General features: G+C 57.0%; 22 protein-coding genes. 14 read left to right on the plus strand and 8 right to left on the minus strand.

What is annotated here, in order from left to right:
- Nucleotides 1-274: 274 nt before the first annotated feature.
- The 4 genes from AXW79_RS15095 to AXW79_RS15110 all read left to right on the plus strand — a co-directional run bounded on the left by AXW79_RS15095 (nt 275) and on the right by AXW79_RS15110 (nt 4,592).
- Nucleotides 275-1,249 (plus strand): L-tyrosine/L-tryptophan isonitrile synthase family protein, encoded by a 975-nt coding sequence (locus AXW79_RS15095; RefSeq protein WP_005317473.1) that lies wholly within the window; start codon nt 275-277, stop codon nt 1,247-1,249.
- A gap of 10 nt (nt 1,250-1,259) precedes the next feature.
- Nucleotides 1,260-2,135 (plus strand): TauD/TfdA dioxygenase family protein, encoded by an 876-nt coding sequence (locus AXW79_RS15100; protein ID WP_005317470.1) that lies wholly within the window; start codon nt 1,260-1,262, stop codon nt 2,133-2,135.
- Complete coding sequence (locus AXW79_RS15105) at nt 2,135-3,418, plus strand: nucleotide disphospho-sugar-binding domain-containing protein (RefSeq protein WP_005317468.1); 1,284 nt, start codon at nt 2,135-2,137, stop codon at nt 3,416-3,418. The genes AXW79_RS15100 and AXW79_RS15105 overlap by 1 nt, the downstream gene beginning before the upstream one ends.
- 265 nt (nt 3,419-3,683) lie before the next feature.
- Entirely contained in the window at nt 3,684-4,592 is a 909-nt protein-coding gene (locus AXW79_RS15110; RefSeq protein WP_005317466.1) for a L,D-transpeptidase family protein, read from the plus strand.
- Nucleotides 4,593-4,675: 83 nt separating this feature from the next.
- Here AXW79_RS15110 and AXW79_RS15115 read toward each other — a convergent pair whose 3' ends face one another.
- From AXW79_RS15115 to fldB, 4 genes are all read right to left on the minus strand, one after another.
- Entirely contained in the window at nt 4,676-4,981 is a 306-nt protein-coding gene (locus tag AXW79_RS15115; protein WP_005317463.1) for a hypothetical protein, read from the minus strand.
- Between the two features lie 217 nt (nt 4,982-5,198).
- Complete coding sequence (locus AXW79_RS15120) at nt 5,199-6,539, minus strand: TldD/PmbA family protein (protein WP_005317460.1); 1,341 nt, start codon at nt 6,537-6,539, stop codon at nt 5,199-5,201.
- Nucleotides 6,539-7,939: a TldD/PmbA family protein gene (locus AXW79_RS15125; RefSeq protein ID WP_005317457.1), complete on the minus strand. Its 1,401-nt coding sequence runs from the start codon at nt 7,937-7,939 to the stop codon at nt 6,539-6,541. The genes AXW79_RS15120 and AXW79_RS15125 overlap by 1 nt, the downstream gene beginning before the upstream one ends.
- A gap of 196 nt (nt 7,940-8,135) precedes the next feature.
- On the minus strand, nt 8,136-8,654 hold the full coding sequence (fldB, locus tag AXW79_RS15130) for a flavodoxin FldB (protein ID WP_005317454.1): 519 nt from the start codon (nt 8,652-8,654) through the stop codon (nt 8,136-8,138).
- Nucleotides 8,655-8,859: 205 nt separating this feature from the next.
- On the opposite strand from fldB, the gene xerD reads away from it, so the two are divergent.
- Complete coding sequence (xerD, locus tag AXW79_RS15135) at nt 8,860-9,771, plus strand: site-specific tyrosine recombinase XerD (protein WP_011898435.1); 912 nt, start codon at nt 8,860-8,862, stop codon at nt 9,769-9,771.
- Here the strand turns inward: xerD and AXW79_RS15140 are convergent.
- A complete protein-coding gene (locus AXW79_RS15140) occupies nt 9,768-11,303 on the minus strand; it encodes a diguanylate cyclase domain-containing protein (protein WP_011898436.1) in 1,536 nt (511 codons plus the stop codon). The genes xerD and AXW79_RS15140 overlap by 4 nt on opposite strands.
- An 85-nt stretch (nt 11,304-11,388) precedes the next feature.
- Entirely contained in the window at nt 11,389-11,796 is a 408-nt protein-coding gene (mscL, locus tag AXW79_RS15145) for a large-conductance mechanosensitive channel protein MscL (RefSeq protein WP_005317444.1), read from the minus strand.
- Between the two features lie 257 nt (nt 11,797-12,053).
- Here mscL and AXW79_RS15150 point away from each other — a divergent pair, with 257 nt between their 5' ends.
- From AXW79_RS15150 to nqrE, 4 genes are all read left to right on the plus strand, one after another.
- Entirely contained in the window at nt 12,054-12,776 is a 723-nt protein-coding gene (locus tag AXW79_RS15150; RefSeq protein ID WP_043145008.1) for a disulfide isomerase DsbC N-terminal domain-containing protein, read from the plus strand.
- Nucleotides 12,742-14,472 (plus strand): single-stranded-DNA-specific exonuclease RecJ, encoded by a 1,731-nt coding sequence (gene recJ / locus AXW79_RS15155; protein ID WP_005317439.1) that lies wholly within the window; start codon nt 12,742-12,744, stop codon nt 14,470-14,472. Before AXW79_RS15150 ends, recJ begins: the two co-directional genes overlap by 35 nt.
- Before the next feature lie 308 nt (nt 14,473-14,780).
- Nucleotides 14,781-15,191, plus strand: a complete 411-nt coding sequence (locus AXW79_RS15160; RefSeq protein ID WP_005317436.1) for a hypothetical protein — start codon at nt 14,781-14,783, stop codon at nt 15,189-15,191.
- Nucleotides 15,192-15,357: 166 nt separating this feature from the next.
- A complete protein-coding gene (gene nqrE, locus AXW79_RS15165) occupies nt 15,358-15,957 on the plus strand; it encodes an NADH:ubiquinone reductase (Na(+)-transporting) subunit E (RefSeq protein ID WP_005317434.1) in 600 nt (199 codons plus the stop codon).
- 41 nt (nt 15,958-15,998) lie between these two features.
- Here the strand turns inward: nqrE and AXW79_RS15170 are convergent, their stop codons facing one another.
- Both AXW79_RS15170 and AXW79_RS15175 read right to left on the minus strand, forming a co-directional pair.
- Nucleotides 15,999-16,571: an RBBP9/YdeN family alpha/beta hydrolase gene (locus tag AXW79_RS15170; protein ID WP_005317431.1), complete on the minus strand. Its 573-nt coding sequence runs from the start codon at nt 16,569-16,571 to the stop codon at nt 15,999-16,001.
- Between the two features lie 141 nt (nt 16,572-16,712).
- Nucleotides 16,713-17,204, minus strand: coding sequence for a GNAT family N-acetyltransferase (locus tag AXW79_RS15175; protein WP_005317428.1), 492 nt, complete (start codon nt 17,202-17,204; stop codon nt 16,713-16,715).
- 265 nt (nt 17,205-17,469) lie between these two features.
- Here AXW79_RS15175 and AXW79_RS15180 point away from each other — a divergent pair, with 265 nt between their 5' ends.
- Genes AXW79_RS15180 through AXW79_RS24180 form a run of 5 tightly spaced genes read left to right on the plus strand, consistent with a single transcriptional unit; the run spans nt 17,470 to nt 21,521 of the window.
- A complete protein-coding gene (locus AXW79_RS15180; protein ID WP_005317426.1) occupies nt 17,470-18,120 on the plus strand; it encodes a heteromeric transposase endonuclease subunit TnsA in 651 nt (216 codons plus the stop codon).
- Nucleotides 18,117-19,997: a Mu transposase C-terminal domain-containing protein gene (locus tag AXW79_RS15185; protein ID WP_011898439.1), complete on the plus strand. Its 1,881-nt coding sequence runs from the start codon at nt 18,117-18,119 to the stop codon at nt 19,995-19,997. The genes AXW79_RS15180 and AXW79_RS15185 overlap by 4 nt, the downstream gene beginning before the upstream one ends.
- Nucleotides 19,994-20,890, plus strand: coding sequence for a TniB family NTP-binding protein (locus AXW79_RS15190; protein ID WP_005317408.1), 897 nt, complete (start codon nt 19,994-19,996; stop codon nt 20,888-20,890). Before AXW79_RS15185 ends, AXW79_RS15190 begins: the two co-directional genes overlap by 4 nt.
- Complete coding sequence (locus tag AXW79_RS24175) at nt 20,890-21,117, plus strand: TniQ family protein (RefSeq protein WP_073531798.1); 228 nt, start codon at nt 20,890-20,892, stop codon at nt 21,115-21,117. The genes AXW79_RS15190 and AXW79_RS24175 overlap by 1 nt, the downstream gene beginning before the upstream one ends.
- Complete coding sequence (locus tag AXW79_RS24180) at nt 21,114-21,521, plus strand: TniQ family protein (protein WP_080561573.1); 408 nt, start codon at nt 21,114-21,116, stop codon at nt 21,519-21,521. Before AXW79_RS24175 ends, AXW79_RS24180 begins: the two co-directional genes overlap by 4 nt.
- The last annotated feature ends 10 nt before the right edge of the window (nt 21,522-21,531 follow it).

Genomic DNA, 21,531 nt, shown 5'->3' on the forward strand with positions numbered 1-21,531 from the left:
TATTAGGATCAGTTATTTAATACGCCAAACCATTTATTAAATCTGTTTTTATTCATATGCATAGAGTGAGTTTGCTTATGCGAAATAGATTGTTAGCGCTGGGTTGAATCTCTTTACATTAATGGCGAATTGATAGCCTGACTTCATCTCGGCTACTGTCCCCTCTCGATTCGTTTGGGTAGCAAACGGATACATCCATAATAACGACAGAGACTGGACGCATTGATAAAGAGTCATCTTTATTGATTTTATCCTGCCTAAAGGAGCTGGAATAATGAGTGGTTTATCTTCCCATCAAATTGCCCGTGAGATATTTGCCGAGCTGTTGCCCTATCGCCGTCGCTTCCCCGATCCCATCCTGGACCGGCACAGCGAAGAGCAGGAGGTGGCGGCCATCCAGATCCCCCGGTTGCAAGCCTTCATCGAGCGGGGCGAGACCATTACCTGCATCTTGCCCGCCTTTCCCACCAAGTCGCCGAACCCGAACAAGGTACTCGGCACCCTGCCGGACATGGCGGAGCGCCTCTCCCTCAGCTTTCTCAATCACCTCTGCCAGCGCATCCAGCTGCACTATCGGCCCGGCATGCGGATCCTGATCTGCTCGGATGGCCACGTCTTTGGCGATCTGATCCGGGTATCGGACCCGGCCATCGATGCCTATCAGGCCCACATAGAGCAGCTGATCCTGGAGCTGGGGGCGACCCACCTCGGGGTCTTTCATCTGGGGATGGTGGCGGGCATGGCCGAGTTTTGCGCCAACCGCGACTTCGACACCCTGCGTGAACAGCTGGTCGAGCGTTATGCCGAGCCGCTGGCGCAGATCAGTGAAGAGGTAAAGACCACGGAGGAGGGGGTTCGTCTCTATCGCGCCATGACCCGCTTCCTGTATGAAGACAGTCAGCTGCCGGACACGCCACTCTCCAACACGGCGCTGCAGCGGGATGCCAAGTCGCGCACCCACGGCGTGATCCAGCGCAGCCGCGCCTGGGGCAAGCTGCTGGCGGAGCGCTTCCCCGAGGCCATCCGTCTCTCCATTCACCCCCAGGCCAGCCACAGCCTGAAGATGGGCATTCACATGCTGCCGACCCGGGATGACTGGCTCACTCCCTGGCACGGGGTCGCGGCCAATCTGGATGGCCAGTTTGTGCTGATGAAGCGGCGCGACGTGTTGGCCCTGGAGCACGAACTGGTCCATATCCACGGTCGTCCGAGCCACTACCTGATCCATAGCAAGCGGGCCGCCGCCTGAGGAGTTCACCATGACTGCATCCATTATTCCCCTCGGCGGCGAACTCTGCCGTATCCGTCCCCAGGCTCCCTTTGGCCTGCTGATCGAACCGGCCAGGAGCGAGCAGCCGGTACAGGCTCTGCCGGTCGGGTCGCTGCGCGAACTGGCCCGTCGCCACGGCGTGCTGATCCTGCGTGGGTTTGGTTCGGGCTTTGTCGACCCCGAGCGGCTGACCCATTACGCCGAGCGCTGGGGCGAGATCATGATGTGGCCCTTCGGCGCCGTGCTGGATGTGAAAGAGCACGAGAACGCCACCGATCACATCTTCGACTCCAGCTATGTGCCGCTGCACTGGGATGGCATGTACAAGCCAACCGTGCCGGAGTTCCAGCTGTTTCACTGCGTGCATGCACCGGCCGCCGATGAGGGTGGACGTACCATCTTCATCAATACCCGCCAGCTGCTGGTGGATCTCGATGGCGAGCGGCTGGCGCGCTGGGAGCGAGTGCGGATCACCTATCGCATCAAGCAGGTGGTGCACTACGGTGGCGAGGTGAGCTCGCCCCTGCTGGTGCCTCATCCGGTGAGCGGTGAAACCGTCATGCGCTACAACGAGCCGCCGCGCGAGGGGGGTCGCTTCCTCAACCAGCATGCGCTGCAGATTGAGGGGATCCCGCCCGAGGAGCAGGGCGCCTTCCTGCAGGATCTACACGAGCGACTCTATGACCCCCGTTACTTCTATGCCCACCAGTGGCAGCCCGGGGATGTAGTGATCGCCGACAACTTCGGCCTGCTGCACGGGCGGGAAGGCTTCACCGCCCGCTCGGCACGCCATATCCAGCGGGTCCATGTCCAGGCCAGTCCGCTCTGCCTCAACCCGGCGCTGGCGCCGCAAGGGGCGGCGTGATGGCGACCATTTTGCTGGCGGTCACCGCCACCCCCGGCCACGTCAACCCCATGCTGGCGGCGGCCCGCCTGCTGGTGGGGGAGGGGCACAGGGTGCTGATGCTGTGCGGTGCCCTGTTCGAGAAAGGGATCCGGCAGAGCGGCGCAGAATTTGTGTCCTTCTCCCCCGAGGTGGATTTTGACTACCGTGCGCTGGAGCAGCACTTCCCCGAGCGTGCCGAGCTGAGCGGCACTGCCCAGATGGCGCTGGCGCTCAGGCGTTTCTTCGCCGCGCCCATCCCGGTGCACGATCGCAAGCTGCGGGCGCTGATCGCAGAAGAGGGGGTGGATCTGCTGCTGGTGGAGAACGGCTTCTACGGTGCGCTGCCGCTGCTGCAACAGGCCCGCAGCCAGCGGCTTCCCATCCTGATGCTGGGGGTGAACCCCGTCTCTTTCTCGAGCCCGGATGCCATCTTCTACGGCCCGCGCATCGCCCCCGAGCTGCGCCACTCCCTTGGCGAGCTGCCATGGCTGGATGAACAGACCCGGCGACTGCAGGCCGAGGTGCAGCAGAGCTTCGATGCCGCGCTGGCCGAGGCGGGGGTGCCGCCGCTGGCGGCCCCCTTCACCGATGTGATGGTGACGGCGCCGGATGCCTTCCTGCAGCTCTCCTGCGCCGGCTTTGAATATGAGCGGCCGGAGCTTGAGGGGCTGATCCGTCATATCGGCCCCCTGTTGCCACCGGGGATTGCGTTGACGCCGCCGCCCTGGTGGGAACGGCTGGATGGTCGGCCGCTGGTCATTGTCAGCCAGGGCACCTTGGCCAACGTGGATCTGGGGCAACTGCTGATCCCGGCTATGCAGGGGCTGGTGGGTGACGAGGTGCAGTTACTGCTGACCACGGGCGGGCGGGATCCGGCGCTGCTGGGGCCATCCATCCCCGCCAATGTGATCGTCACCGACCATGTGCCGTTCGAGCTGGGGCTGCCCCGTGCCGCCGTGCTGGTGACCAACGGCGGCTATGGTTCTGTGCAGGCCGCACTGGCCTACGGTGTGCCATTGGTGGTGGCGGGCACCGGGGAGGACAAGGCCGAGGTGGCTACCCGGGTGGCGTGGAGTGGCGTTGGCATCAATCTGCACAGCAATGAGCCGACGGCAGAGGCCGTGGCTGCGGCAGTGCGCAAGGTGGTGCACGAGCCCCGCTATCGGGCACGGGCGCGCCTGCTGGCCGACGAGATGGGCAGGCTGGATGCCAGGGCTGCCATCAGGGAGGCTGTAGCCCGCCTGCTTGCCAGAGCCTGTTGAAGAGAGGGAGACCCATGGGTCTCCCTTTTGTTCATGCTCTACTAATTTGCTGATTGTTAGCTTGGCAAGGGTAAAAATGACAAGTCAGGGGCAGTGAATAGACTGTTCATGCAAAAAGAGCCATCCTGACGTTGAAATTTTGTCCGACTCAGGGAAGAATGCGCGCTCGGTGATTGGCCTCGGGCGCAAGGTGACTCGTCACAGGTCAGACCGAGGATGACACGGCCCCCGGCCAACTTGGTACAGGAAACCACACAGGAATTTTATGAATCCTTTTCGCACTGCCGCTTCGGCCCTTTTATTTACGCTGACGCTGGTCAGCTATCAGGCTGCTGCCGTTGAATACCAGCTGCCCGCTGCCAATAGCCGCCTGATCGGTGAGAACCTGGAGTATGTGGTACCCGCGGACAATCGCCCGCTGGAGCAGATCGCCTCCGACTTCCAGTTGGGCCTGACCAACATCATGGAGGCCAACCCCGGGGTCGACCCCTATCTGCCGACACCGGGCAGCAAGCTGATCATTCCTCATCAGCTGATCCTGCCAAATGCGCCCCGTGAAGGGATCGTCATCAACGTGGCCGAGATGCGCCTCTATTACTACCCGAAAGGCAAGAATGTCGTCGAAGTGCTGCCCATCGGTATCGGCCAGCTGGGTGTGAATACCCCGGAAAACTGGATCACCAAGGTTGAACGCAAGCGTGCCAACCCGACCTGGACTCCGACCGAGAACATCCGTCGCCGTTATGCGGCCCAGGGCAAGACACTGCCTGCGGTCTGGCCCGCGGGTCCGGACAACCCCATGGGTCTGCATGCCCTCTATATCGGCAACCTGTATGCCATCCACGGTACCAACGCCACCTTCGGCATCGGTCTGCGAGTGAGCAGCGGCTGCGTGCGCCTGCGCGCCGACGACATCAAGTATCTGTTCGACAACGTGCCGGTCGGCACCCGCGTCCAGTTCGTCAACCAGCCGGTCAAGTCCACGGTCGAGCCCGATGGCGGTCGCTACATGGAAGTCCATGAGCCACTGTCACGCAACGAGGAAGAGTTCAACTCCTCGGCATCCGTGCCGCTTCCCATTACTCGCTTCATCGCTCATGCCGACAGCGACTCCAATGTGGTCAAACAGGTGCTGGAACAGCGCACCGGTATGCCGACGCGTCTCAACCCCTGAGCCTGATGGCTTGAATGTGAGACTCGGTAATGACAACGGCGACCTTATGGTCGCCGTTGTTGTTTCTGTCCTCGGCAGTGGGATTATTTGTGGCTGATGGTGACGATCGCCATTGTGCGGCCTTCATCGACCCACTGGTAGGAAACCTGACTGTGGGAGAGGCTCATTGACGCCTCTCTTGCCAGCTGTTGCAGATCAACTGTCTCGGTTGTTTGTGAGGGGCCGGAGAGGCAGGTGACCTGCATCTGCTTCTCTTGCTGGTTGACGCGGCAGGCATCTTCCACGATGGCGCCGCTGAAGGTGATGCGTCCTGTGCTGCTTGCCGAAGCGGCCTGTGCCATCGATATGCCCAGTGTGGCGAGGGTGATCGCCATTGCGATTGTCTTCATGCAGACCTCCATATTGTCTTGCACTTTGGTAGGAAACCGCGTTTTCATTGCCTTGCACTGTCAGTATCGACGGTGCCAGGCGGGGCATGAGCATTATTTGACCATTAGTCAGCAAGCTCCAGGCCACAGGTCAGAATAAAAAAGAGGGCAACCCTTGGGGTTGCCCTCTTGCTGTTCAGAACGGGACAAAGTGCCGTTTTCTCTTTATATGCGGGGGTTACTTGCCCGCAATGTTCAAACCGCCGAAACGGATCAGCGGCGCGTAGAAGCCCTTGCCATCGTTGTGCTGCAGACGGTCACCGACCGCTTCCAGCTCGCCGAGCAGGCGGTAGAAGTTGCCTGCGACCGTGATGCCGCGCACAGGCTGGACTCGCACACCATTCCGGCACAGGAACCCTGACGCGCCGAACGAGAAGTCACCGCTCACCGCGTCGGCCCCTGAGTGCAGGCCATCGAGTTTGACCAGCTCCAGATACTCGCCGGTTTTGACCTCTGCCTCGCTGTGGGGGCCTGTGCCAAACACCAGATGGCGGGTGGTCACATCCAGCGCGCTGCGGGCGCTGCGGGCGGCCGAGCCGTTGCTCGCCACGCCAAAGTGGTGGGCGGTGGCGCTGTTGTGGAGCAGGGTTTTCAGCTCTCCCTCGCCAATCAGCAACAGATCCGAGGTGGCTGTCCCCTCGCCATCGAACGCCTTGATGTTCATGCCGCCCGGCATATAGGACCGGCTCTCCAGGGTGAGCCAGCGAGAGGCCACAGACTGGCCCACCTTGTCTCGCCAGGGGTTGATCCCCTGCTGGGCCCACTTGCCCGAGAGCGCTGCCTGGAAGCAGCCAAACAGGCTGGCGAAGCAGTTGGTGCTGAAAATGGCGCTGTAGCGACCGCTCGGTACCGCTTCTCCTGGCAGCAGGTCATGGGCCACGGCGTAGATCTGTTCGATAAGGGTCTGGCTATCCAGCTCGTCGAAGCGGCGGCCATACTGCCCTTGGGAGTGCATCGACTGGCGGCCATCCCGCTCCACCAGCGCCGAGGTATAGCAGCCGACGCTGAATTCACTGTGCTGGCAGAGGCTGCCCAGGCTGTTGGCGAGCCAGAGGCGGCTCTCCCCCTCGAAGAAGCTGTTGTAGGGGGCGCCGGTCACATCAGGTTGTGCCAGCATATCCGCCTCGAGGCGCAGAGCCAGGGCGATCTTCTCCTCCACCGCAGTGGTATCGGGCTGGTTTATCTCGGCGCAGTCGGTGCTGATCCGGCTGCCGGCAACCGAGATGCGCTGATCCGGGTCCACCTTGGCAAAGCGGCTGGCATCCAGTGCATCCTGCAGCATGGCATCGAGGGCCGCCTCATCCAGGGATTCCGAGTAGGCAATGCCGACCCGTCCATCCTTGATCAGACGAATGCCGAGCTGCTGACTGCTGGTGACCTTGTATTCCCCGAGCTCCCCCTTGTCGGCCTTGAGGGAGAAGGCTTTGTCCCGATTGGCGATGATATCCGCCTCGGCGCCCAGCTCGGCGACCTTCTCCAGCAGGCGGGTGAGCAGGTTGTTCATGTCGAGTGTGCTCATCAGGCGTTCCCTCCTACCAGGATCTTGTCAACTTTCAAGGCGGGTTGGCCGACAGACGTGGGTACCGAGCCCGAGACGGAGCCGCACATGCCGGCGGCCAGCGCCAGATTGCTCCCGACCATGGAGATCTCTTTGAGCACTTGCGGGCCCGTACCGATCAGGGTCGCTGATTTGAGCGGGCGGGTGATCTTGCCGTGCTCGATGAGATAGGCCTCCTGCACGTTGAAGTTGAACTCGCCGGTACCCGGTTGCACCGAGCCGCCCCCCATCTTCTTGGCATAGATGCCGTGCTCGACGGTGGCCAGCATATCGTCGAGGCTGTGGTTGCCCGGTTCGATATAGGTGTTGCGCATGCGCGAGGTGGGGGCGTATTTGTAGGATTCGCGCCTTCCCGATCCGGTGCGGGCGTAACCTGTCTTGAGGGCGCCCATTCTGTCCACCAGAAAACCGGTCAGCACGCCGTCCTTGATGAGCTGGGTGTGCTGGGTCGCCATTCCTTCGTCATCAACGTTGATGGAGCCCCAGGCGTTGCTCTGCAAGCCTTCATCCACGGCGCTGACTGCCGGATTGGCGATCAGCTGGCCCATCTTGTCGTGGAATACCGAGGCCTTCTTGGCGACCGAGGTGGTCTCCAGCAGGTGGCCGCAGGCCTCGTGGAAGATGACGCCGCCAAAGCCGCTCTCCATGATGACCGGCAGGGCGCCGCTCGGGCAGGGGGCTGCACCGAGTTTCACCAGCGCCTGGCGAGTGGCAGTGAGGGCCAGCTCGCGCGGATCGATACGATCTGCGTGTTCCCAGCCCATCAGGGCGCCGGGCGCCTCATAGCCCACGCTCTGCTCGCTCCCCTCAACTGCGATGGTCTGGGCCATGATGCGGTTGTAGTGGCGGCGATCGCTCACCTGCAACCCTTCGCTGTTGAAGATCTCCACCTCCTGCTCCCAGCCCAGCACATTGCCGGAGAACTGGCTCACCTTGCTGCTCTCGGCGCGGGCCACCGCATCCATGGCGTGCAGATAGGCAATCTTCTGCTCCAGCTGCTTGTCGGCCGACAGCGGCAACGCCACCGGGTTGCGATCGGTCAATCGGGTGAAATCGAAGGCGGTGGCGGTCACCACTGGGTCGCGTCTGTCTTTGGCCGCCAGCAGAGTGACGATGCGCAGCAGCTCGTCGCGGCTGGCCAGATTGGTGTAGCCGTAGAGCACCTTGTGGCCGTAGCACAGGCGCACGCCTATGCCGAAATCGAGGCCGCCACTGATGTTCTCTATCTGGCTGGAGAGCAGGCTGAGCTGGCTGCGGCGCTTGCGCTCCACAAACAGCTCGGCGAAGTCAGCACCCAGCGCCAGCGCGTGATCGAGTACGTCGCGGGCAATGGCGGGGGCCAACAGGGAGAATGGGGTCATAGAATATCCTTTTCTGGTCTGTTCCTGTTTGCTTCCGACACCCGTTCTGATTGTGTTATGGGGTGTCGATTGCATTGTTGCAGACCAGCACAAAAAAGTCGCTATAGCGTCAAGCGATGATACCGATTGAGAAAATCGGTGCGATAACTGCGCCCGGACGGCCAATGCATCGGGACACTGGCCGCCGGTCAGGGGCTCACAACAGTTCGTGGATCTCGCCGAGGATCTGGTCGACCCACTGCTCGATGCGGGATTCGGTCTGGTCATACTGGTTGGCGTCATCGAGGGCCAGCCCGACGAAATGCCGGCCATCGTCGATCAGCGCCTTGGAGGCATCGAACTCGTACCCTTCGTTTGGCCAGTAACCCACCAGTTTGACCCCCTTGGGCACCAGCTGATCGTGCAGGAGGCCGAGGGCATCCTGATACCATTCGCCATAGCCCAGCTGATCGCCCATGCCAAACAGGGCTATGATGCGCCCCTCCAGATTGACATCGGCTATGTCTTCCCAACGGGATTCCCAATCTTCCTGCAGTTCGCCGAAATCCCAGGTGGAGATGCCCAGGATCAGGATGTCGTACTCCTGCATGCGGACAAGGGGCACATCCTTGATGTTATGGATATCGACCAGCTCGGGGCCAATGAGGGCGCGGATCTTCTCGGCGGCCATCTCGGTGTAACAGGTGGTGGAACCGTAAAACAAACCTATCTTCATCGCACTGTCCTTACCGTAAAACAGATCGCTCTTCATCCTGGAGGCGCGTGGGGCGTACGCGCCCGGAGGCAACAGGGAGGGGCGCCAGTTTAGCAGATAGACCGACGCCCTTCACGGGGCAAGCGTGGCGCAGGCCCTCAGATCCCGCTGTCGTCCGGCGCCGGGCGCGCTACAATGAGCCACCGTTTGCCCAAGACCCAGTAACATGACCAAGCCAGCCCCCGCCGTGCACAATCATCCCCTGATCGAACCCTTTCTCGACGCCCTCTGGCTGGAGCGGGGACTCTCTGACAACACTGTCAGCTCCTATCGCAGCGATCTGGAGAAATTTGCTTTCTGGCTCGACGGGCAGGGGCGCTCTTTGTTGTTGGCGGGGATGGATGACATACAGCACTATCTCGCCTGGCGGGTGGACCACCAGTTTGCCGCCAGCAGCACGGCTCGCTTTCTGTCTGCCCTGCGCCGCTTTTACCAGTATCTGAACCGCGAAAAGCTGCGCAGCGATGATCCGACCGTGTTGCTGGAGGGGCCCAAACTGCCCAAGAAGCTGCCCTCTGATTTGAGTGAAGCCGAGGTGGAAGCACTGTTGCAATCACCGCTGGTGGACGACCCGCTGGAGCTGAGGGACAAGGCGATGCTGGAGCTGCTCTACGCCACAGGGCTGCGGGTATCCGAGCTGGTGGGGCTCACCGCCGAGCATGTCAGCCTGCGTCAGGGGCTGGTGAGGGTGGTAGGCAAGGGCAACAAGGAGCGACTGGTGCCCATGGGGGAGGAAGCGGTGCACTGGCTGGAGCGTTACTACCGTGAGGCCCGCACCCTGCTGCTGGGTGGCACCAGCTCGGACGTGGTGTTTCCCTCCAAGCAGGCCCGCATGATGACCCGTCAAACCTTCTGGCACAGGATCAAGCTCTATGCCCAGCGTGCCGGTATCCGCGGGGAGTTGTCTCCCCATACCCTGCGCCACGCCTTTGCTACCCATCTGCTCAACCATGGCGCCGATCTGCGGGTGGTGCAGATGCTGTTGGGCCATGCCGATCTCTCCACTACCCAGATTTACACCCATGTGGCCAACGAACGGCTCAAGGCGCTGCACGGCGAGCACCATCCACGTGCTTAAGCGCGCTGCAAGCGATTCTTGCCCGTTTGCTTTGCCTGATAGAGGGCAGCATCCGCGCGGGCCATCACACTGTCCGGTGGGGTATCGAGGGATTCGGCAATACCGCCGCTAAAGGAGACGCTCAAGCCTGGTTCACGCCAATCCTGCTGACCCATGCTGGCGCGCCACAGCTCCATCAACTGCTGCGCGCTGGCAATGTCAGTTTGTTCAAAAATAGCGACAAACTCTTCTCCCCCAAAGCGGCAAAGGGTTGCGTGTTCCTCCAGCAATTGGTTACCGAGCTGAGCGGTGCGCTTTAAGACGGCATCGCCGATTGGATGGCCATAGGTATCATTGATTCGTTTGAAGTTATCAATGTCGATAATCGCCAATATGTATTGGTGATTATCTTTGTGTAGCGTAGCCAGGGTCTCTTCCAGATGGCGGCGGTTGTATAAACCGGTTAAAGCATCACGCAGAGATTTCTCTGTCTCTGCCTGCATTTTGTCTGAAATCATCACTATTTCATCTTCCAGCTCTTCAATGCCGGCCAGTTTTGGGATCACAATTTGTTGTCCTGCTGGTGTGACCCTTAATTGGCGCACCACTTGAACCAATGTGCTTATTGTATGCTCCAGTCGCTGTCTGAAAATAATAGCGACCAGCGTAAAAATAGAGAGCGACAATATCAGGCTGATTAATGTTGTGGGCAACATTTCACCAATCAAAAAACTGTTGGTAAAAGGGAAAACTGTGATGACCAGCCAGGACGGATTATTATGCAATGCATGGTAAGCGATGAGCTCTCCATCCGTACTCATGAATGAGCCATTGCGACCTTTCAGTTCATCAGTCCAGGATGTGACCAATGGCATGCCGTTTTCAAGCGGATCACTATGTGCGATAATCAGTCTGCTGCCACGGTCGTATAGCATATAACCCACCTTGTCTCCACTCTCAAGAATTTTTCCAATCCGAGCTGAAAAGACATTTAAATTAAGGTCAATGCCGATTACTCCCAGAAAGTCCCCTTTGTTACTTAGTACCGCATGAGAAAGCGTCACGACAGGGTTCTTTTGAACCGCGTCGCTGTAGGGGGAACTCCACATACTGGTACCAGGCCTTTCCAGTGCATTCTTGTACCAAAGGCGTTGTGTTGCATCTATATCTTGTGGCATGGATAGAATAGAAAAATTAGTTTTAGTATTGTCTTTTAATACATAATAAACAGTCTTTATTGGACCCTCTGGATAAAGTAGGTGTTGCCATATGTCGTGATAACGAGCTCTCAAGGATAGAGGCAAGTCACCATTACTGTATTTTATATCTTCGATAGTTATTTTTATTTGTCGCTCGACAAAAGAGAGTGAGTGATCCCATTGTTGTCCGGTACTGTCGTTAAAAAACCTCATCGTGTTCAATAGCGTATTTTTTTGCATTGTGGAAAAAAGGTATGCACTCCCGACGGTCGTTAATATAAGAGGCAGAGCCAGCAAAAAAAGAAAACGAAGAATAAATCTATGATTAGATCTGGATGAAGGTGTAACTAGCATAATCACGACGCCTATATATCTATGGAAGAGATATAACCATAGTTGATCGGCATCGTGACATGCTGTTCCTGTTCACGTGATCCTTCTATTTTCCTTGTTGCGACTTGAGCAGATCGCGAATTTCGCTCAGCAGCTCCTGATCCTTGGTGGGACCGGCGGGGGCGGCTGCCTCTTCCTGCTTCTTCTTGAGGGTGTTGATGGCTTTGAGCCCCATGAAGATGGCGAAGGAGATGATCAGAAAATCGATGATGGTCTGGATAAATTTGCCGTAGGCGATGACCACGGCCGGGGTTGCACCCTCGGCGGCCTTCAGGGTCACGGCCAGATCGCTGAAGTCCACACCACCCAGGATCAGGCCGATGGGTGGCATGATGACGTCGCCCACGAAGGAGGAGACGATTTTGCCGAAAGCGGCGCCAATGATGATACCGACCGCCATGTCGATGACGTTGCCTCGGGCGGCAAAGGCCTTGAACTCTTGAATCAGACTCATATTTCCCTCCAAAAATGGGTAAATTGCAGCCGGCGCCGCATCAAAATTTGAATAATCAAGCATCAGGAAAACAGAGGATGGCCGCTTTTTCCTGTCGTCACGGTTAGCTTGCTGGGCCGCTGCCCAATTGGCAACCTGTCAGGTGGGGATTTTTTTGCAGGTCTCTCTATTAATAAATCAGTAATTAACAAGTTGAGGCCAGGACATGGCCTGAGTTACCTTGTGAGTCCATTCGTTCATGCCAAGTGAGTAAAAGAGTGAAGCATTTACTACTGGGAATGATGCTGCTGTGCACCTTTGCTGCCAGCGCGGGGATGGATCCCCAATTATTGAAACAGCGTATAGAGCAGCGGCTCGGGGTTCAGGTCTATCTGGTGGATGCGACCCCCATGCCCGGTCTCTTCATGCTGGGCACCAGTCAGGGGCCGCTCTATGCCGATGCCAGGGGCGACTATGTGCTCCAGGGCATCATGCTGGATCTGGGCCACGACATGAAAAACCTCACCATGCTGGGTCAGCGTCAGCGTCAGCAACGTCAGCGGGCGCTGGCTCAGATTGGCGAACGGCGTATGCAGCTCAAGGCCGAGCCCGAGCGTCACAGCGTCACCCTGTTTACCGATCTGACCTGCCGCAACTGCCGTACCGCGCTGGATGAGTTGCCAATTTTGCAGGCACAGGGGGTGAGTGTGCAGTTACTTCCGGCGCTGGGTACCTTTGCCGATGTGGCCGAGGCGCAGGCGCGTTGGTGCGATCCCGCTCTGTTCAGTGAACTCAGTCTCAGTGATCGTTTGCCTGCGACCGGCTGTAATGAGATCCTTGCCCATCATATCGGCCTGAGCCAGTGGCTCGGGATCAAGGCGCTGCCGAGCTGGGTCCTGCCAAACGGGGATCTGGTGCGGGGTTATCAGAGCCCTGAACAACTGCTCAAGATACTGGATCACATCAATGCCCCTGCAAATCCGTCGTCGTCCGCGAGTTGATGATTCCCATCTGCCCGCTACTTTGCACCCACTGCTTCGTCAAGTCTTTGCCAGCCGGGGGGTAGAGGATCCCGTCCTGCTCGAGCGCAGCGCCAGCCAGCTGCTGCCACCCCAGCGCCTGTTCGGCATGGAGCAGGCGGTGCCCCTGCTGGCAGCTGCGCTGACCGCCCAGCAGCGCATCCTGATCGTCGGAGATTTTGACTGCGATGGCGCCACCAGCTCGGCCCTGTGCGTGCTGGCGTTGCGAGCAATGGGCGGCCACCACATCGATTTTCTGGTGCCCAACCGTTTCGAATTCGGCTATGGCCTGACCCCGGAGATAGTCGAGCTGGCGGTGGCGCGCGGCGCCGAGTTTCTCATCACGGTAGACAACGGCATCTCCAGCATCGCCGGGGTGGCGGCGGCCAAGGCGGCCGGCATGCAGGTTCTGGTCACCGATCATCACCTGCCGGGCCATGAGCTGCCTGCTGCCGATGCGATAGTGAACCCCAACCAGCATGGCTGCGACTTCCCCTCCAAGTCCCTGGCCGGGGTGGGGGTGGCCTTCTATCTGATGGCGGCCCTCAACACCCACCTGCGCCAATTGGGCTGGTATGAGCGGCAGGGCATTCGTGCCCCCAATGTGGCGGATTACCTGGATCTGGTGGCGCTTGGCACAGTCGCCGACGTGGTGGCGCTGGATGGCAACAACCGCATCCTGGTGCATCAGGGGTTGCAGCGGATCCGGGCCGGTCGCTGCCGTCCCGGCATCCAGGCGCTGGTGGACGTATCGGGCCGCGACGGCCGCCGCCTCACCGCCGCCGACCTTGGTTTCGCGCTGGGACCGCATCTCAATGCCGTGGGCCGGCTCGATGACATGTCCCTCGGGGTCGCCTGTCTGCTCAGCGATGATCTCAATCTGGCACGTCAGCTCGCCTCCGAGATGGACAGCCTCAACCAGGAGCGCAAAGAGATAGAGCAGGGTATGCAGCAGGAGGCACTCGCCACCCTGGAGCAGATCCGCTTTCGCGATGGCGAGGTGCCCTCCGGCATAGTGCTGCACAGAGACGAGTGGCATCAGGGGGTAGTGGGGCTGGTGGCCTCCAAGGTGAAGGAGAAGTACTACAGGCCTGTGATCGCGTTTGCCGAGAGCAGCGAGACCGAGCTCAAGGGTTCAGGTCGCTCCATTCCCGGTGTGCATCTGCGCGACGCCCTCGAACTGCTCGATACCCGCCATCCGGGCCTGATGGGCAAGTTTGGCGGCCACGCCATGGCGGCGGGGCTGACCCTGCCCAAGGCCAATATCGAGGCTTTTGGCCGCGCCTTCGAGACGGTGATCGGCGAGCTGGTGACCCCTGAGCTGCTGACCGGGGTACTGCTCACCGACGGCGAACTGCTGCCGGATGAGCTCAGCCTTGAGCTGGCTGAGCTTATTCGCGCCTCCGGCCCCTGGGGCCAGGCCTTCCCCGAGCCGCTGTTTGACGGCGAATTCGTGCTGGTGCAGCAGCGACTGGTGGGGGAAAAACACCTCAAGATGATGCTGACCACGGATTCGGGCCATGCGGTGGATGCCATCGCCTTCGGGGTCGATCTCAAGCGCTGGCCGGACGCCTCGGTGAAGCGGGTGCGGTTGGTCTACCGGCTCGACGTCAACGAGTGGCGTGGCAACCGCAGCGTGCAACTGCTGGTGGAGCATCTGGAGGCGGCCGGTCTCTAGTCCGGCAGCAATAGCGCTCTGTTGATGACAACGGCCACCCTCGGGTGGCCGTGTTGTTATCGGCCAGGGCTGCCAATCAGGGGGGAGGAGCCATTATCAGAGAAGGGCGGCAGGGCTCGCTATCTATTTATGGATTTTAAATGCCGTCTTTTTGGATATAACGGGTGTTTAGTATCTATTAATGTTAATTACTGGATGTTTAAATTCAATAAATGGAGGGAATGTGATAAATTCGGCTCGTTTTATCTATTGTCTTTTTTCAGGGACCTGACCGCTTGCCACCCCTTGGCCGATCACCGACAGGACTGATGGCCCTCGCCATCGCCTCTATCTTGTGGCTTGCCGCCTTCGCGGCGGGAGGCATCAGTGTGTCCGGTCAGCCGACATCGGCCGACCGGCTGGCCGCGATGCAACTGCACGAGCCGTCCGATACAGGACTCGTCAACAGCGTCAGCCTGCCGCCGGGCGGCCAGTGGCGGCTCAGCTTTGAGCAGGGGCGGCGGCTGGAGAGCGCCAGTCACCCCGAGCTCTATCAGATACTGCTGGCCTGGTTCCAGCGCGAGATCCTGGGCCTGCTCTGCGGCCTGCTGTTCTTCCTGCCCCTCATCTACCTCAGGCAGCTGTCAGGTTACTTCGGTTACCTGCACAAACGCCTGCTGATCTGCCACCACCTACAATTTCGCTTCTGCCACGGCCACTCGCGTCCGGCTTGCTGCTGAGCGCGCACCGGATCCGGCTTTTCCCCGTCGACTGACTGTTTGACTTCTCTGCTGGCTGACGCCTGCGATCGGTTGCCGCGCCTTGTTGCCCCTGCCAGTTTGCTCTGACCTGTTGGTCAGGGTGCCGTGGCAGGGTTGTTCCCTGCACAAGCTGTGAGCCGATCCGATGGATTATTATGTAAACCTGTTTATTCAGTCGATTTTTGTCGAAAACCTGGCCCTCGCCTTCTTTCTGGGCATGTGTACCTTTCTGGCCGTCTCCAAGAACATCAACACGGCATTTGGCCTGGGCATGACGGTGCTGGTGGTGATGGTGATCGCCATTCCCCTCAACAATCTGATCTACCGTCATATCCTGCGCCCGGGCAGCACCTTCCTCGGGGAGTTTGATCTCGGTTTTCTCGATTTCATTATCTATATCGGGGTGCTTGCCGCGCTGGTGCAGGTGATGGAGATGGTGCTCGACAAGCATTTCCCGGCGCTCCATCACGCCCTGGGCATCTATCTGCCGCTGTTGACGGTGCACTGGGCCATCTTCGGCGGTGTCATGTTCATGGCCCAGCGGGATTACGATTTCATCGAATCCGTGGTGTATGGAGCGGGCTCCGGACTTGGCTGGTTGCTGGCCATCGTCGCCATCGCCGGCCTGCGCCAGAAGATGAAGTATTCGGATGTGCCCGAGGGGCTGCGCGGCATCGGCATCACCTTCATAGTGGCAGGGCTGATGTCGCTCGGCTTCATGTCTTTCTCCGGCATGTCGCTCTAGGCACGCAGCCTGTGAAAACGGCCACTTGCGTGGCCATTTTGCTATTCAGCGGGGGTTATCATCCCCAGCAGCCGGTCGTGGACCAGCGGCAGTGTCAGGAAGCCGTCCCGATCGAGAAAGTGGCCACCATGCTCCAGGCTGTAGAGTGGCGCGGCCAGCTGCTCGCTCAGGTGCTGGCAGTAGCGATAGGGCACTATGGCATCGTCCCGGGAGGCAACGACAACCCGTTGTGGTGCCAGTGTCATGATGTGCGCCGGGTCGTAACGCTGGGTCATGAAGGCATCCAGCTCCGGCAGGGTATGCAGCGGCTGGTCGAAACCGGATACCAGCAGGATACCGCCCACCCGGCGGGAGGCGGGCAGGCGGCTGAGCTGACGCAGTATGGCGATGCAACCAAGGCTGTGGCCCAGCAGGAAGGTATGCTCGTCGTGATCCTGGACAAGGCGGTCCATGGCTTGATCCCAGGCATCAGGCTCGGGATGGTGCGAGTTTGGCATGGCCAGCACCTCGACCTGAATACCGCGGGACTCGAGTTTCTCCTTGAGCCAGGGGAACCAGTGGGACTGGGGAGAGGCGGTGTAACCGTGCACGATAAAGACGCGGGTGTGTGACATCTGCATGATCCTGAAACGGGGCAACAGGGAATGAAAAACCGTGCCGCTGCGGCAACTGGCCGAGGCGGCCATATCATAGCAGCCCCCGCCTGACCGCAACACGCCCCTGGCGGTATGGGGGCAAGATGAGGCTCAATAAAACTAACCCAGCAGCTTGGCCATGTTATGCCCTGTGATGATGAAGCCTGCCTCCTGATAGAGCGCCAGGGCGCGCGGGTTGTCGTACGCGACTCGCAGCTTGATCTGGCTGATGCCACTGACCCTGAGACTGGCTTCCAGTGCCGCTATGGCGGCCTTGCCATAGCCCTGGCTGCGCAGGGCCGGGTCGATATAGAAGTCGTAGATAAAGGTGGCGTCGTCATCGGCATTGATGGCGTGCCAGAGATAGCCCAGCGGCTTTGCCTCTTCTCCCGTCACCTCGCCCGGCATGATGCAGAGCAAACAGTGACCCGGGGTGGCGATCCCCTGTGGCAGGTATTGCAGCAGGGAGGCCTCGGACTTGCGGCGAGCGGTGGCGAGATCATAGCCATGGTTGCTGGCCAGATCTTGTGCGTAGTCCTCGAGGGAGCGGTCGTAGAAGACGGAATAATAGGCAGCGCTCATGGGGAGCAGACGAACGAGGGGGGTTGGCATCTTGGGTATCACTCCTGAAAAAGGAGCGATTACGTTAACGCTATGTCAGGGCGATCGCAAACGACTGATCTACAAGAAGAGCGCCCAAGGGCGCTCTTCTTTGGTGAAGGAGGGAAGAGATTACTTTACCTCTGTCATTTACATCGCTTCGTTGTACTCTCATAGCCAATGTCAGCCGTTAGAGCAACGCTCCTCTGTACCAGCCCATAAATCTGGCGGCTGATGCCCATTACCTATAATGCTATTTTGTATTGGATTGACATATATGCCGGTGCGCAAGATCCCGAAAAACTACCGCAATGTCACAGGGGTGGCCTCTCATCATAAGTCCACTGGACAGGCTATGTTCGAGTCTACACTCGAACGTGATTTCTTTACATTGCTGGAATTCGACCCAGCAGTCGAGAGCTTTGAAGTGCAGCCTGTCACCGTTCATTGGTTTGATGCGTTGGATAAGGAACGCATCTATACCCCGGATGTATTGGCCTACTTCCACAGCCCTTATCATCCAACCACCCTCTATGAAGTCAAATATCGTAGTGAACTCAAAGAACTTTGGCCAGAATTGAAACCTAAGTTTAGAGCTGCCTTGCGGTTTGCCCGTAGCAAAGGATGGCGGTTTAAGCTCATCACTGAAACAGAAGTGCGTGAAGTCAGACTGAAGAATGCAAAATTTCTGCTTCCTTTCGTTAAGAAAGGGCCTGTAGCAGAAGTTGATATGGATATTCTGGAAGAGGCGATCCAGATATTGAACCAATCAACACCTAAAGACCTTCTGGCTCACATATATCAGGATGAATGGAACAGAGCCCGTCTAATGCCTACGCTCTGGTATCTGATAGGAACCCGCCAGATCGCTACCGATCTCGATCAACCTCTCACCATGTCGAGTACCATTTGGAGTTTGAATCCATGAGCCATAAACAATTGGTTCTTCAGCCCGGTAAGCGGGTCAGCTACCAAGGGCGTTCATTTCGGATTGTTAAACTTCTGTCTCTGCAATTGGCTGAATTGATTGCTGAAGATAACCACGAAGTCATAAATGCCTGCATCACGAAACTACAGGCTCCAGAGGCTGAAGTCATTAAACGACCGGAGTTGACACTGATTGATGACAACGCTTGGGAAATTGCACGCGCCCGTATGAGTATCATCAAGCCGTTGCTCAATATGCCATCCAGAACCAGAGCTCTGGTAGCAGCACACGGCCAGAAGCATTCGATTTCAACCAACACTCTGTACGGTTGGATTAAGGCCTACGAGAACTCCGGCGTACTGTCATCTCTGCTACCTAAAACACGCCGGGATAAAGGAACGACCAAACTATCGTCGGAGGTTGAAGAAATCATTAGAGAATCAATGGCGACAGACTTCCTAACATTGCAGAAAAAATCTATTCAGAAGCTATGTGATGAAATCATCAAGCGTTGTATGGGAGCAGGAGTAGAGCCACCGCACGACAACACCATACGCAACCGTGTTAAGGCTCTCTCGCCTGAGATAGTCGTCAGTAAGCGGGAAGGCCGCAAAAAAGCAGATTTGTCATTTAAGCCACACAAAGGCTCTTTTCCCGGTGCGGATTGGCCACTGTCTGTTGTGCAGATTGACCACACTAAGCTCGATATCATTCTGGTAGATGATCACTACAGGCAACCGATTGGTCGGCCTTGGATCACTCTGGCGTTTGATGTTTACAGCCGTATGGTGACAGGTTTCTATGTGTCGTTTGATCCGCCCAGTGCTTTATCTACCGGTCTGTGTCTGGCTCACTCAATTTTGCCAAAAGACAAATGGTTGGCCCAGAACGGCATAAAAAGTGAATGGCCTGTGTGGGGACTTCCGACCACTATTCACGTTGATAATGCAAAAGAGTTTCGGGGGGAAATGCTTCAGAAGGCTTGTGATGAGTACAATATCAACATTGAATGGCGACCTGTGGGCCGACCAAATTTTGGTGCTCATGTTGAACGTGCTCTTGGGACATTTTCAAAAGAGATCCATACTCTGCCCGGTACAACCTTTTCAAACACACATACCAAAGGCGACTACAACTCAGAGAAACATGCAGCGCTGACCTTATCGGAGTTTGAAACTTGGCTGTCCATATATATTGCTGACGTCTACCACCAGAAAGTTCATTCTGCTTTAGGTACTGCACCTATTGATGCCTATAAAAAGGGAATTCTAGGTGATGAGCAGCAGCCGGGATGTGGCCTGCCGCCTAAGATAACGGATGAAGACAGGCTACGATTAGACTTTATGCCTTTTGAGCTCCGAACTGTTCAGGATTATGGTGTCGTTGTAGAAGAAATACATTACTACCACGATGTACTTCGGCATTGGATAAACGCCCCTGACCCAAAAGATAGCAAGCGGAAACGCAAATTCACCTTCCGGTGTGACCCTAGGGACATAAGTGTCATCTGGTTTTTTGATCCTGAAATTCAGACCTACTATCCGATCCCTTACCGGGATAACTCGCATCCTGCGATCAGTATCTGGGAACTACGGGAAGCCAAGAATAAAGTGACTTCAGATAAACGCCGTCATCTGAGTGAACGTAGTATTTTTGATGCCTATGACCGAATGCGTGAAATCGAGACCGAAGCGCTGGCCAAAAGCAAAGCAGCCCGCCGAGCGAACCAACGGCGAATTCATCACCAACAGGTTGAAAAGCCGTTGAGCACGACATCAACAGTTAAAAGCCCGGAACCAGAATGCCCAGTGATAAGTGACTCGACTCCGGCCATACCGGATATTATGCCGTTTGATGAAATGGATGACTTGTTATGACCACCTATAGCCACTTAAATGATTCAGCAATTGAGGCTCTGGCTCTGTCGGACAGAGACAGGATCCTCAAAATACGATCAGAGCGATGGATCGGCTATCCAAAAGCAAAACAGATACTCGCCAAACTGGAAGATCTGTTGATTTATCCCAGAACCCACCGGATGCCCAACCTGCTGATCGTAGGTGATACCAATAATGGCAAAACCATGTTGGTGCAGCGCTTCAAAAATCTGCATCCTGCCATCGACAATCCATCCGGAGAGGGCATTCAGGCTCCTGTTATACTGGTTCAGGCTCCACCAGTACCCGATGAAGGGCGTTTTTATAATGCGATCCTTGAACTGCTATTCGCCCCATACCGCCCCAGCGAGCGAGTAGACAAAAAACAGTTTCAGGCAATAAAGTTACTCCGTTATGTCGGCCTGAAAGTGCTTATTATCGACGAAATTCACCATATTTTGGCGGGTAATATGAACCGCCAGAAGGCATTCTTGAACGTAATTAAATATCTGGGTAACGAACTCCAAATCAGCATCATTGGTGTTGGTACCAAAGATGCTTTTCGAGCATTGCAAACAGATCCTCAGATTTCAAACCGGTTTGAACCGGTCACTTTGCCTCGATGGGAAATGGACCACGACTTCCAGAGATTGCTAGCCAGCTTTGAGCGGATGCTTCCTTTGAAACAGATTTCAAATCTTTCTCAGCATGATATGGCATCCACTCTTTATGCCATGTCGGAAGGTTATATCGGTGAACTGTCACGCTTACTATCAGAAGCTAGTGTACTAGCCATTCATTCAGGAGTTGAGACAATTTCAGCAAAAATTCTCCAGAAAGTAGACTGGACTCCACCATCTAAGCGTAAACGCCAGTTGGAAGGTGTGCGCTAATGCTGTCGGGTACACTCTGGCCTGCACACCCCCATCCGTTGCCAGGGGAATCTTTATCTTGCCTGATCGTTCGGACTGCCCATGCAAATGGCGTGAAGGTGCAGACATTTTGTGATCAAGCATTCGGAAAAGATTTTCAGATATGGAACCGAGACATAGATAGGAATGCACCAGAGTGGCTACTTAAAATAATGAGTAGTAAAGCAGGAACTCCAATAAAAAAATAAAAAATACGACTTTTAGACTTTATGAGAAGAGGTTATTCCCAATTCTACATACGGCAAGTTATCTCCGTTGGGTCATGCCAATAAAGCATCATCACCGCCTTAATACTGGCTATGCTATTCAATATTGCCCACAATGCCTAGCTCAGGATGATATACCATACTTCAGACTCGCTTGGCGTTTGGCACTCTATACCTTTTGCCCAAAACATCAGATTATGATGGTTGATAGATGCCCCCACTGTGGGGCTTCGATTGCGTTTCATAGGATTGAATTGGGAAGACCTAAAAAGTCACATGTTGATACGTTAGACTGTTGTTGGCAGTGTGAAAAAAAATTAAGTAGCACCATAGTTGAAAGCGAAAATATAGCCTCGGTATTTGTAAAGAACCGATGGGCTAAATAGCTGTTCCGAA

This window comes from Aeromonas salmonicida subsp. salmonicida (assembly GCF_001643305.1).
GTDB classification, from domain to species: domain Bacteria; phylum Pseudomonadota; class Gammaproteobacteria; order Enterobacterales; family Aeromonadaceae; genus Aeromonas; species Aeromonas salmonicida.

Bases quoted from the DNA above. Each gene is read 5' to 3' on its own strand.
- fldB (WP_005317454.1), bottom strand. From the start codon at position 8,654: ATGAAGATAGGTTTGTTTTACGGTTCCACCACCTGTTACACCGAGATG.
- mscL (WP_005317444.1), bottom strand. From the start codon at position 11,796: ATGAGTCTGATTCAAGAGTTCAAGGCCTTTGCCGCCCGAGGCAACGTC.
- nqrE (WP_005317434.1), top strand. From the start codon at position 15,358: ATGGATTATTATGTAAACCTGTTTATTCAGTCGATTTTTGTCGAAAAC.
- AXW79_RS15180 (WP_005317426.1), top strand. From the start codon at position 17,470: ATGCCGGTGCGCAAGATCCCGAAAAACTACCGCAATGTCACAGGGGTG.
- AXW79_RS15190 (WP_005317408.1), top strand. From the start codon at position 19,994: ATGACCACCTATAGCCACTTAAATGATTCAGCAATTGAGGCTCTGGCT.
- AXW79_RS15160 (WP_005317436.1), top strand. From the start codon at position 14,781: ATGGCCCTCGCCATCGCCTCTATCTTGTGGCTTGCCGCCTTCGCGGCG.
- AXW79_RS15095 (WP_005317473.1), top strand. From the start codon at position 275: ATGAGTGGTTTATCTTCCCATCAAATTGCCCGTGAGATATTTGCCGAG.
- recJ (WP_005317439.1), top strand. From the start codon at position 12,742: ATGCCCCTGCAAATCCGTCGTCGTCCGCGAGTTGATGATTCCCATCTG.
- AXW79_RS15185 (WP_011898439.1), top strand. From the start codon at position 18,117: ATGAGCCATAAACAATTGGTTCTTCAGCCCGGTAAGCGGGTCAGCTAC.
- AXW79_RS15110 (WP_005317466.1), top strand. From the start codon at position 3,684: ATGAATCCTTTTCGCACTGCCGCTTCGGCCCTTTTATTTACGCTGACG.
- AXW79_RS15105 (WP_005317468.1), top strand. From the start codon at position 2,135: ATGGCGACCATTTTGCTGGCGGTCACCGCCACCCCCGGCCACGTCAAC.
- AXW79_RS15140 (WP_011898436.1), bottom strand. From the start codon at position 11,303: ATGCTAGTTACACCTTCATCCAGATCTAATCATAGATTTATTCTTCGT.
- AXW79_RS15120 (WP_005317460.1), bottom strand. From the start codon at position 6,539: ATGAGCACACTCGACATGAACAACCTGCTCACCCGCCTGCTGGAGAAG.
- xerD (WP_011898435.1), top strand. From the start codon at position 8,860: ATGACCAAGCCAGCCCCCGCCGTGCACAATCATCCCCTGATCGAACCC.
- AXW79_RS15175 (WP_005317428.1), bottom strand. From the start codon at position 17,204: ATGCCAACCCCCCTCGTTCGTCTGCTCCCCATGAGCGCTGCCTATTAT.
- AXW79_RS15100 (WP_005317470.1), top strand. From the start codon at position 1,260: ATGACTGCATCCATTATTCCCCTCGGCGGCGAACTCTGCCGTATCCGT.
- AXW79_RS15125 (WP_005317457.1), bottom strand. From the start codon at position 7,939: ATGACCCCATTCTCCCTGTTGGCCCCCGCCATTGCCCGCGACGTACTC.
- AXW79_RS24175 (WP_073531798.1), top strand. From the start codon at position 20,890: ATGCTGTCGGGTACACTCTGGCCTGCACACCCCCATCCGTTGCCAGGG.
- AXW79_RS15170 (WP_005317431.1), bottom strand. From the start codon at position 16,571: ATGTCACACACCCGCGTCTTTATCGTGCACGGTTACACCGCCTCTCCC.
- AXW79_RS15115 (WP_005317463.1), bottom strand. From the start codon at position 4,981: ATGAAGACAATCGCAATGGCGATCACCCTCGCCACACTGGGCATATCG.